Source organism: uncultured Aquincola sp., from assembly GCF_964001545.1.
GTDB lineage: Bacteria > Pseudomonadota > Gammaproteobacteria > Burkholderiales > Burkholderiaceae_C > Aquincola.
Window position 1 is genome coordinate 1 of sequence record NZ_CAXFDV010000362.1, and the last position, 10,375, is coordinate 10,375.

Consider the following 10,375-nt stretch of genomic DNA (forward strand, 5'->3'; position numbering starts at 1 on the left):
GCTTCGGCCGGCTGCAGGCCGCGCAGGATGGCCACCAGCGGCAGCAGGCGCTGCGCCTGCGCAAAGCGGTGGGCCAGCAGATGGGCTTGGGGATGGGGATGGGGATGGGGAGTGATGAGGCTCATGCGGCAAGTCCTTGGGTCAGCAGGCCGGCAGCCTGCGCAAACTGGTGCAGGCCCTGGGGCGCGGTGTTGCCCAGCAGGGCCGCCGGTGCGTGGTCCAGGGCACGCAGCGCGCCTGCGTAACGGGCCAGCAGCGCCGGGTCGCCGATCAGCGCCAGCGGCGGCGTGCCGTGGTGGTCATCGGCGATGGCGGCCAGGCCGGCCACCAGCTCGTGCCCGATCAACAGGCCCGAGAGGTAATCGGCCTGGCCTTGCGGCGTGAGCTGGCCGGTGAGCCCCAGCGTGCGGGTGCCGAACAGCTGGTGCGCCAGGTCGCCGGGCCCGGCCTGGCCGGCCCGTGCCAGGCCGGCGTTGAACGCGGCTTCGTCGCTGCCGGTGCCGGCTTCGCCCTCGGCCGGCATGGTCTGCCCGAGCAGCGAATGGCGGCGCAGCAGCGCATACAGCTCGCCGGTCATGAAGGTGCGAAAACCGGTGACCCGGCCTTGTTGCACCTGCGCCCACTTGGCATGGGTGCCGGGCAGCAGCAGGCAGGCGCGCTCGGCCAGTGCGGGCTGCAGCGCCAGCGCGCCGGCGATCTGGATCTCTTCGCCGCGCATCACGTCGGGCGGCTGCGAGCCGCCCACGGCGGGCCGGTCGATCAGGCCCGGCGCGACGTGCAGCGGCCCATGCGCGGTGCGGATGACCACCGCCTGGCCGGCCAGCGTGGCCACGTCGGCCGGGCAGGCCACGTAGCGCGCCTCCTGCCAGCCCTGGGCGCTGCCCACCATGCCGCAGGCCACCATGGGCAGGCCGGGCTGGTCGCGCAGCCAGTCGCCGGCCACCTCCGCAAGCGCCTGCTCGAAGCCGGCCGGCCCGGGCTGCGCCAGCTGGCGGATGCCACGGGCACTGCCGCGTTCGGCCAGCGGTGTGCCATCGGCCGCCAGCAGGAAGGCCCGCAGGTTGGAGGTGCCCCAGTCCAGCGCCAGCAGCGCGGGCGGTTGTTGCGGGGTGGCGGGTGCGTTCATCGCTTGTCCTTGCCGATGTCTTTGCCGATGTCCTTGCCGATGTCTTTGCGCAGGGCCTTGATCAGGCGCTTGCGCACCGGCTTGTCCTGCGTGGCCAGCAGCCGCATGTTGATGTCGTGGCGGGTCTCGGGCGCCATGGCCTTCCAGCCCTTCATCTCGGCGCGGCTGCGGCCGCAGCCGATGCACACGCCGTCGTCATCGAGCTTGCAGACGGACACGCAGGGGTTGGCGGTGAGCAGGATGGTCACAGGCAGGCGGGTCAAGTGGACGAGCGCCCAGTGTGACCCAGCCGGGCGACCGGCGCGGCGGCGGGGTCAAGCCCTGCGCAGGCCGAAGCCCAGGCTCAGGCAGATTCGGTGACCTTCCTGGGTCGCCCGCCCAGCTTGCCGTTGGCCCTGGAGGCGGCGGCCTTGGCCTGCGTCGAAGCGCGCCCTCCTGCCTGCCCCAGACTGGCGGCCATCCACTTGCGCGAGCCGAAAAAGCCGTCAAGCAGCGCCGGCAGATAAAGGTCTGCGTCCAGCGCAGGAACATGCAGACCGAGCCCCGAGGGCGACACCTCGATCTCTGCCAGATCCCGTGGGGTCGCCATCTCCAAGCCCTGCGCACTCTGCGGCTTGAAGGCAATGTCCACGCCGGTGCTGAGCGCGATCACGATGCGGCCGATGCGGCGGTCGTACCGCGCCGAAAGGGCCGTTGGCGTCCTGGCCAACCGCGCAGCAGCTCGCGCGTTGGCTGCGACCGCCTCTTCGTCACGTATAGCCATGAATCCTGCTCCATTCGGCGCACGAAAGCGCCAGTTGGCTGGCCAAAGCCGCATGTATGCGGCCGAGTTCGCCTTGCGTGAAACCGAAGTTCTCGCGCAACTGCGGTGGCCCGTGGGGGCAATTCAGCTTGAATACTGCCTCACAGCCGTTGCCCATCACGTGAACATGTGCGGGGCGATGATCGTTCGGATAGATCACCACGCGCAGCCCGCCGATGCGAAGCACAGTTGGCATGCTAGCAAAAACCCAAGCGGTTGGGTAAAAGTGGAGCTTTCAGCTTAACCCCGCGCTGCCCCCAAGTCATCCGCCGGCAACGGCAGCTCCAGGTCGGGGCCGGCTGCGGCATGTGCCTCGGCCAGGATGCGGGCCACGCCGGCGCCCAGCTGGGCGAAGTCGATGGGCTTGGCCCAGTAGGCTTCCACGCCGGCTTGCAGCGCGGCGTCCACGTCCTGCGGCATCGCATTGGCCGACAGCGCCACCACGCGCAGGCCGGCGGTGCGGGCATCGGCGCGCAGCCGGGCCATCACCTGAAGGCCGGTCAGGTCGGGCAGCTGCATGTCCAGCAGCACCAGGTCGGGTTGCAGCGCGGCCGCTTGGGCCAGGCCCTGCTCGCCGGTATCGGCCACCACCAGCGCCAGCTGGGGATGCGCCGCGAAGAAGTGCTGCACCAGCATCGCATTGACCGGGTTGTCCTCGATGTACAGCACCCGGCCGGCCATCGGCGCCGCCTCGGCCAGCGCGGGCCGGGGCGCCGGCACCCGTGGGCCGGTGGGCGCCACGTAGGGCAGCGTGACGGTGACGGTGGTGCCCACGCCCTCACGGCTTTGCACCTGCAGGCTGCCGCCCAGCAGCTCCACCAGGCGCTTGGTGATGAACAGGCCGATGCCCGTGCCTTCGATCGAGGTCTTCTCGCGGCCCATGCGGTTGAAGGCCTGGAACAGCTTGTCGAGCTGGCTGTCGGACATGCCGTGGCCGTTGTCGCGCACCTGCAGCCGCACGTTCTGCCCTTCGCGCCGCGCATCCAGCGTGACGTGGCCACCGGGCCGGTTGTACTTGATGGCGTTGCTCACCAGGTTCATCAGCACCTGGCGCAGGCGCAGCGGGTCGGACCGCATCGGCAGCCGGTCGCCGGGCGCGAACTCGGTGTGGAAGCTGACGTTGCGCTCGGCCGCCAGCGGCGCATGGAGCTGCGCGATGTGGGCCATCTTGGCCAGCACGTCCACGTCGGCCATCTCGATGGACATCTCGCCCGACTCGATGCGCGAGACGTCCATCAGGTCGTCGATCAAGGACCGCAGCTGGCCGCCGGCCGACAGCACATGGGCCAGGTAGCCTTCCACCGGCTCATGCCGCCCTTCGGCATGCGCGGCGCGGCCCAGCTGCGCAAAGCCCAGCACCGCATTGAGCGGCGTGCGCAGCTCATGGCTCACATGCGACAGGAAGGTGGTCTTGGCGCGATTGGCGGCCTCGGCGGCGGTGAGCGCGGCACGCGCCTGCTTGTGGCGGTCCAGCTCCAGCCCGAAGGAGATCTCGCGGCCCAGCTCGGACAGCAGCGTGGCCATGTCGCCCTCGAAGGCGTCCGGGTCGGGGCCCAGCAGCGTGAGCACGCCCACCACCTCGTCGTCCACCGAGAACGGCACCGCCGCCACCGGCAGGCAGCCGGGCGCCTGCTCGGTCACCGCGCGCCGGTGCGCCAGCGCCTGCGCGGCGATGGCCGTCTCATGGCCGCCCCAGGCGGCTGGCGAAGGGCCGGCCCGTTCGGCGCGCCGGCCCGCCGGCGCCGGCAGCAGCGCTGCGCCGCCACCGCCTTGCCGCAGGTCGATGTGCGCCCGCTGCGCCAGGCCGGTGTCTTCGCAGGCGCGGCACACCGCTTCGTACAGGGCTTGCGGGCTGGCCTGGCGGGCGATGGCCTGGCCGGTGGCCGACAAGGTTTCATAAAAGCGGCGCAACCGCTCGGCCCGCCGCTGCGACAGCAGCAGCTGCGTGGCACGCTCGTTGTTGCGGTCCATCAGCCGGTTGAACTCGGTGGCCACCTCGCCGAACTCGCCGGGCAGCTGCTCGTCGGCCCGCACGTCGGTGGCGCCGGCCTGCAGCCGGCGTGCGGTGTCGGCCACGCTGCTCAGCGCGCGGGTCACACGCCGCGAGGCGAACACCGCGGCACCCAGGCCCAGCCCGATGGCCAATGCCGCGGCGCCCAGGCCGCGCAGCGCTTCGGCATTGGCCTGGGCATACACCTGCGCGGCGGGCATGGCGGCCACCGCTTCCAGGCCGAACTTGGGCAACGCGGTGATGGCAAAGGCCCGCGGCGTGCCGTCCACGCCCACGGCCATCTGCACCGGTGCGCCGGCCAGCTGCGAAGGCGACAGCAAGCCCGCCGGCAGCGGCTGGCCGATCCAGCGCTGCGGCTCGGGCTGGCGCACCACATAGAGCTTGCGGTCCTTGCGCAGCACGGCCGAATGGCCCGGCCCGGCCGCCAGCGGTTCCATCGCCGCGACCAGCGGCTGCAGGTCGATGGACACCGCCAGCAGACCCACCTTGAGGCCGGCATCGCCGTATACCGGCGTGGTCATGTACACCACCCAGCGGCCGCTGAGCGGACCGCGGATGGGGTCGCTCAGCCACGGACCGTCGCTCTGGAGGCCGTTGCGGAACCAGGCCTCGTCGCCAAACTGGGTGCGGGTGCGATTGACGGTGGAGCTGCACACCACGCGGCCGCTGCCGTCGAACAGGCCGATGTTGGTGTAGGCCGAATGACCGCCTGCCACGCCGGACATGAGCGTGGTGCAGGCGTCCTGGTCGAGCAGGCGCAGCCGTGGCCGGCTGGCGATGAAGTTCAGCAGGTGCTCGGCCTTTTCCAGCATGTCGGTGGCGCGGCTGGCCACCTGGTCGGCGCGCTGCTTGAGCAGGGCGTAGCTGCGTTCTTCGGCCTTGCCGCGTGCCTCGTGGATGGAGCGGGCCAGCAGCACCCGCAGCGGCAGCGCCACGGCCAGCACGATGAGACCCAGGCGCGACTGCAGATAGCGATGACGTGGGCCACGCGTGGCTGCCGGATGTTCCACCATGCTGACTTCCTTGCCCGCTTCGCGGGCCAGACAGCAGCCGCGGAACGGCGGCATGACAGGGCCAGGCCTGCAGCTTGTCTAGCCAAGTGCGAAGCCGCCCGGGGTGCGGGCGGATGCCCTCATGATAGCTTTGCGCACGGTGCCAGCAGGCGCAGCAAACGGCCTGCCGCGGCAGCATTCGGCACAGTTCCTAGAATCGCGGCCGCGCGCATCGCGCTTTTTCATACTCTCGAAAGAACATCACGATGGCTACCGCCAAGAAGACCACGCCCGCCAAGAAGATCGTTGCCGCCAAGAAGGCACCGGTCCAGGTCGCCGCCAAGAAGGCGCCGGCTGCCAAGAAGGCCGCCCCTGTCGCCAAGAAGGCAGCGCCCGCCAAGGCGCCCGTCGCCAAGAAGGCGGCAGCCGCCGGCGGCGCGATGAAGCCCATCAAGACGGCCTTCAACAAGACCAGCCTGATCGCCCACCTGGCCGACACCGCCGCCGTGGACCCCAAGGCCGCCAAGGCCGTGATGGCCGCGCTGGAAGCCACCATGGTCGCTTCGCTGAGCAAGAAGGGCCTGGGCGAATTCACGCTGCCCGGCCTGCTGAAGGTCACCGCCCAGGCCGTGCCGGCCAAGAAGAAGCGCACCGGCATCGACCCCTTCACCAAGCAGGAGCGCGTGTTTGCAGCCAAGCCCGCCACCGTGAAGGTGAAGGTGCGTTCGCTGAAGAAGCTCAAGGACGCCGCGCTGTAATGTGCGGCAGCCGGCTCACGCCGGCTGGGTGTCCGGTGGCGGCAGCGACTGCATGCTGCCATCGGGCGCAATGACCTGGGCCGACGCCAGTCGGCCCCCTCTGGCGCGCAGCACCAGCACCGCCTGCGGCGGCTGCTGCGTCACCGCCTCTGCCAGCGTGCGGTACGGCAGGCAGCCGTAGGCATTGCAGGTATCGCCGCGGTCTTCCCGCGGCAGCGCGCAACCCCGCGCGCCATGGAACAGGCACGACCCCTGCACATGCTCGGCCGGCAAGGCCTGCAGGTAGGCTTGTACCGCCGCTTCGGGCGGCTGGCCGGGATGGCGCAGCAGCCAGCGCTGCAGCGCACCGTCGTGCAGGAAGGCATGGTCGCCAAGGCCTGCGGTGCAGCAGCGGCCCTGGCAATGGCGGCACAAGGCGGCGCCTGCAGCGGCGGCAGCCATGGCCGTTGCATCGTCGACCTGCGCTTCTTCAGGGCCCGCGCCCGCGGCCAGCTGCCGGGCCGCCTCCATCGCGGCCTGCCGCCAGGCCTCACGCACCACTTCGCGCTCATCAGGCCGCGTGGGCACCAGCGTGGCCTGGTACGGCAGCAGCCACACCGCTTCACCCACGCGGCTGCCACCCGTCAGCTGGCGCGCGGCGGCCAGGCCGGCGTCGGTCATGGCCTGCCGTTCGGCCTCGATGCGCTGCGCCTCGTTGCGCTGCTGGCAGGCGGCGCGGCGGCACAGCGTCTGGCCGCGCTGCGGGTCCAGCGCTTCCAGCGGCCGGTGGCACAGGCGGCACTTCATGCGGCCGGCCGGGCCGGGTGCGTCGGCAGCACCGCCAGCGTGCTGCGGCAGCAGGCCAGCAGCTTTTGCTGGCGGATGGCCGCGCCCAGCTCGGCGAAGTTGGCGGCCCCGCGCAGGCGGGCCAGCGCTTCGGCGGTGCCGGGCGCCTGGTGGCGGTCGCATTCGTCCAGCGCCAGGTGCATCTGCGCCCAGAAGCTGCCCGGGTCGGGGTAGAAGCCGAAAGCCAGCGGCCCGGCCACGCCCGGGTTGGGAAAGCCCACCGCGTTGCGGAAGATCTCGCCCCAGTCGCGGCACCAGGGGCCGGTGCCCTTCTCGAAGTCCACCGTCGCCGGGTCCACCCCGGCCGGTGACGGCACGATGATGGGTGCATCGCCATCGGGCCCGTGTGGGTCGGCCTGCTGGCCGGTCTGGTGCACGTACAGGAACTCATGGGGCCCGGTGCCGCCCAGGCGGCCGATGGTGCCCTTGGCCAGGTACTGGAACACCTGCGCCATGCGGCTGCGGGTGGCCGCATCGCCGGCCGCCTGCGCCGCCAGGCCCAGGCCCCAGCTGGCCACCAGGAAGTCGTGCTGCCAGGTCTGGATCGACACCCCAGAGCCCCACTGCGGCACGGTGCCGAACGGGTTGTTGGGCTGGGCCACCACCCGCTGCCAGTAGAAGTCGACGTTGGCCTTGACCGAATGCTGCAACTCGCGTTTGAGCGGATGGTCGTCGGGCGTGGCCACCGCGGCCAGGAACAACGTGCGCAGGAACCAGGCGGTGCCGCGCAGCTGGTGCACCGCGTACAGGCACAGGCCGTCGCTGCGCTCGCGCGACATGCCCTTGGCCAGGTAGTTGGCCGTGGCCTGGAACTGGCACTGCTCCATCAGGTAGTGGCGGCCGCTGGCCAGGTAGGCGCCATACGGCGGCGCCGGCGAATGGGTGATGGCGTATTCGTCTTCGCCGGCCGGCATGTCGCCGGTGGGGGCCGGCGTGTAGCGCAGCGTGGCATAGGTATCCAGCCCGGCGAAGTGGCTGGGGCCTTGTGCGGGGCCGGCCATCTGCGTCAACGGGTGCTCGGAAAAGGCCACCGGGCGGCCGGTCTTCTCGTCGCGGTAATGGATGCCGTAGCGGCCCCAGGACCAGCCCTGGCGAAGCATCGATTCATAGGCCAGCGGATCATCCGACACCAGGTAGGCCACTTCCCAGCCGGGTTGCGGCGCAATGCCTTCGTAATGGCCACCGCCGTACATGCCGGTGCGAAACAGGCCCCGCTGCAGCGGCTGGTAGCTGGCGTTGGCCAGGCCGGTCCATCTCGCGTAGTGGGTGCCGGGGTCGGGCCGCACCACACGCTGCGTGGCGATGAGGTAGGCGCGATCCTGCTTGGGCGCCACACGCGGCTCGGGCCCGTTCCAGTGGCTCATCGCACGGCCGTCGATCAGGGGCGTGCGGGTGTGGTGGCCCAGGCCCACCACGCGGTCGAAGCAGGTGCGGCCGTCCAGCTGCACCACGAAGCGCGCTTGCTTGTGCGTGGGGCCGGGCACCAGCAGCCAGCCGTTTTCCACGTACGGAAACACCTCCACCTCGCCGTTGGCATACAGGCACAGCTCCAGCCGCAGCATCAGGTGCGCATCGGTGCCCGCAGGCTGGCTGAAGATCCACGACGACATGCGCGGCCCGCTGACCCACGGCTCGGCGCCGCGCAACCAGCCTTCGCCTTGCCAGGTGGCGGTGCCGAAGCCTTCGGCCTCGATGCTCACCACCGTGCCGCCGCGCTGCAGGTCGGCCAGCGTGAGCGGCGGCGGCGAAAGCGCCGGTAGCGGGGCGCTGGCCAGCTGCAGCAGCGTGGGCCGGCCGGCCTGCACGTCGGCATGCCCGGCCACGATGGCGAACGCCGCCGAACCATCGGGGTGGCGGTTCTTCACCGTGGCCTGCGCAACGGCGGGGCGGCCGTCCGCCAACAGCAGCTGCAGCTGGCGGCCGGCCGGCACGTCGCCGGGGCACAGGCACACGCCGGCCATGAAGGGCGCCGCACGGCGGCTGGCCGGGCTGCGCAGCGCCAGGGTGCTGAAGGCCGGGGCTGGGCCGTTGCCCGCGGGCAGCGCCACCGCCGGCAGCGCCGCAGCGGGCAAGGCGGCCAGCAGCGCCCGGCGCGACAAGGAGAACGCAGGATGCCCGGGCGGGGCGCGGCGACGGGAGGAACGGCTCATGCCCGTCATCAGAACACGACAATGCAGGCATGGACCAACTCAAAGCCATGCGCACGCTGCTGCGTGTCGTCGACGAAGGCAGCTTTGCCGCTGCGGCGCGGGCCCTGAACATGGCGCCGGCCGGCGTCACCCGCCTGGTGGCCGAACTCGAAGCGCGGCTGGGCACGCGCCTGATCCACCGCACCACGCGGCACCTGTCGCTCACCGAGATCGGCGAGCACTACGTGGAGCGCGCCCGCGGCATCCTGGCCGAGGTGGAAGCGGCCGAAGCCGAAGTGCACAGCGCCCACCGCGACCCACGCGGCGTGGTGCGGCTGCGCTGCCCGCCGGCCTTTGCGGTGCACCAGCTGGCCCAGGTGCTGCCGGGCTTTCACGACCGCTTTCCGCAGGTCACGGTGGAGATCAGCGCCACCGGCCTGTCGGACGAGATGGACGACAGCCAGGACATCACCGTGCTGTGGAGCCGCGACCCGCTGGAGGGCGACTTCGTGGCCCGCCGCCTGGCGCGCAGCGAGGTGGTGCTGTGTGCATCGCCCGGCTACCTGGCCCGCCACGGCACGCCGCAGCAGCCGGCCGACCTGGCCAGCCACCGCATGCTCACGCGGCCGATGAACGACCCCTACGAGCGCCTGGGCCTGCAGCCGGTGACCGACGAGCCCCCCGCGCTGCGGGAGATCACGGACGAAGCCGACGACGCAGGCCGCGTGCAGGTGCACTGGGCGCTGACGCCGCTGCGCTCGCTCAACAGCGACCTCAAGCACGCCAGCACCCTGGCCGGCCTGGGCATTGCGGCGCTGCCCACCTTCATCGCCGGGCAGGCCTTGAAGGACGGCAGCCTGGTGCACGTGCTGCCGGGCTGGCGGGTGTTCTCGCTCACGCTGTGGGCCTGCATTCCCACGCGCAAGCATGTGCCGGTGCGCACCCGCGCGCTGCTGGACTACCTGGTCCAGGCCTTCGGCGGCCAGGACGTGGACCCCTGGCTAGCCGCGCTGGAGCGCCGCCCATGAAGACCACCTCGTACGGCGTCGTGATCGACGATGGCCAGGGCCGGCTGCTGCTGGCCCATGCCACCGGCAGCCGCTGGTGGGACCTGCCCAAGGGCGGTGCCGAGCCCGGCGAAAGCCCGCGTCAGGCGGCCGTGCGCGAGGTGCTGGAAGAAACCGGCCTGGTGCTGCAGCCCGACGACCTGGAAGACCTGGGCCTGCAGGCCTACCGGCCGCAGAAGGACCTGCACCTGTTTCGCACCCGGCTGCCCATGGACCGCTGCGACCTGTCGGGCTGCGCCTGCACCAGCTTCTTTGCGCACCACCGCACCGGCGTGATGACGCCCGAGGTCGACGCCTGGCGCTGGGCCGCGCCGCAGGAGCTGCCCCAGCTGTGCGCCCCCGCGATGCTGAAGCTGCTGGCCCGGCTGGGCCTGGCGCCAGCGGCCGGCTGAAGCCGGCTGGCCGCCGCGCGGCCACCTCGGCTCGGGCAGCGAGATTCCGGCCACCTTCGCGGCGCGGCAGAAGGCCAACGTGCGTTTCATCGCGGTGATCCGCGAAGACCTGAACAACCAGCTGACGTTGGCGCGCAAGGGCAGCGGCATCGAGTCGATGCGAGGCGCCGGCAGCCCGGCGGCCTGAGCCTCAGCGCACGTTGCCGCGCGGCTCGGCGTTGTTGATGCGCACCTTGAACTTGCCTTCGCGCATCGCCTTCTCGCGCGCGGCCA

General features: G+C 71.5%; 10 protein-coding genes and 1 pseudogene. 4 read left to right on the top strand and 7 right to left on the bottom strand.

Annotation, left to right across the window (positions count from 1 at the left end; translation table 11 throughout):
* Positions 1 to 121 precede the first annotated feature (121 nt).
* From ABNT58_RS12425 to ABNT58_RS12445, 5 genes are all read right to left on the bottom strand, one after another.
* Positions 122 to 1,126, bottom strand: coding sequence for a 2-dehydro-3-deoxygalactonokinase (locus ABNT58_RS12425; RefSeq protein ID WP_348753789.1), 1,005 nt, complete (start codon positions 1,124 to 1,126; stop codon positions 122 to 124).
* Positions 1,123 to 1,389 carry a DUF1289 domain-containing protein gene (locus ABNT58_RS12430; RefSeq protein ID WP_348753790.1) on the bottom strand — a complete coding sequence of 89 codons (267 nt, stop codon included), beginning with the start codon at positions 1,387 to 1,389 and terminating at the stop codon, positions 1,123 to 1,125. Before ABNT58_RS12430 ends, ABNT58_RS12425 begins: the two co-directional genes overlap by 4 nt.
* Before the next feature lie 80 nt (positions 1,390 to 1,469).
* Positions 1,470 to 1,889 (bottom strand): DUF2442 domain-containing protein, encoded by a 420-nt coding sequence (locus ABNT58_RS12435; RefSeq protein ID WP_348753791.1) that lies wholly within the window; start codon positions 1,887 to 1,889, stop codon positions 1,470 to 1,472.
* Positions 1,876 to 2,115, bottom strand: coding sequence for a DUF4160 domain-containing protein (locus ABNT58_RS12440; RefSeq protein ID WP_348753792.1), 240 nt, complete (start codon positions 2,113 to 2,115; stop codon positions 1,876 to 1,878). The genes ABNT58_RS12435 and ABNT58_RS12440 overlap by 14 nt, the downstream gene beginning before the upstream one ends.
* Before the next feature lie 53 nt (positions 2,116 to 2,168).
* Positions 2,169 to 5,006, bottom strand: coding sequence for an ATP-binding protein (locus ABNT58_RS12445; RefSeq protein WP_348753793.1), 2,838 nt, complete (start codon positions 5,004 to 5,006; stop codon positions 2,169 to 2,171).
* Between the two features lie 191 nt (positions 5,007 to 5,197).
* On the opposite strand from ABNT58_RS12445, the gene ABNT58_RS12450 reads away from it, so the two are divergent.
* A complete protein-coding gene (locus tag ABNT58_RS12450) occupies positions 5,198 to 5,689 on the top strand; it encodes an HU family DNA-binding protein (protein ID WP_348753794.1) in 492 nt (163 codons plus the stop codon).
* Between the two features lie 15 nt (positions 5,690 to 5,704).
* Here the strand turns inward: ABNT58_RS12450 and ABNT58_RS12455 are convergent, their stop codons facing one another.
* Entirely contained in the window at positions 5,705 to 6,475 is a 771-nt protein-coding gene (locus tag ABNT58_RS12455; protein WP_348753795.1) for a hypothetical protein, read from the bottom strand.
* Positions 6,472 to 8,664, bottom strand: a complete 2,193-nt coding sequence (locus ABNT58_RS12460; RefSeq protein WP_348753796.1) for a hypothetical protein — start codon at positions 8,662 to 8,664, stop codon at positions 6,472 to 6,474. Before ABNT58_RS12460 ends, ABNT58_RS12455 begins: the two co-directional genes overlap by 4 nt.
* 29 nt (positions 8,665 to 8,693) lie before the next feature.
* On the opposite strand from ABNT58_RS12460, the gene ABNT58_RS12465 reads away from it, so the two are divergent.
* From ABNT58_RS12465 to ABNT58_RS12475, 3 genes and pseudogenes are all read left to right on the top strand, one after another.
* Positions 8,694 to 9,671, top strand: a complete 978-nt coding sequence (locus tag ABNT58_RS12465; protein ID WP_348753797.1) for a LysR family transcriptional regulator — start codon at positions 8,694 to 8,696, stop codon at positions 9,669 to 9,671.
* The gene (locus tag ABNT58_RS12470; RefSeq protein ID WP_348753798.1) at positions 9,668 to 10,102 is read left to right on the top strand and encodes an NUDIX hydrolase; all 435 of its coding nucleotides are present in this window, start codon (positions 9,668 to 9,670) and stop codon (positions 10,100 to 10,102) included. Before ABNT58_RS12465 ends, ABNT58_RS12470 begins: the two co-directional genes overlap by 4 nt.
* Before the next feature lie 25 nt (positions 10,103 to 10,127).
* A pseudogene (locus tag ABNT58_RS12475) lies at positions 10,128 to 10,262 on the top strand (ABC transporter substrate-binding protein); the annotation flags it as partial.
* Positions 10,263 to 10,375 lie beyond the last annotated feature (113 nt).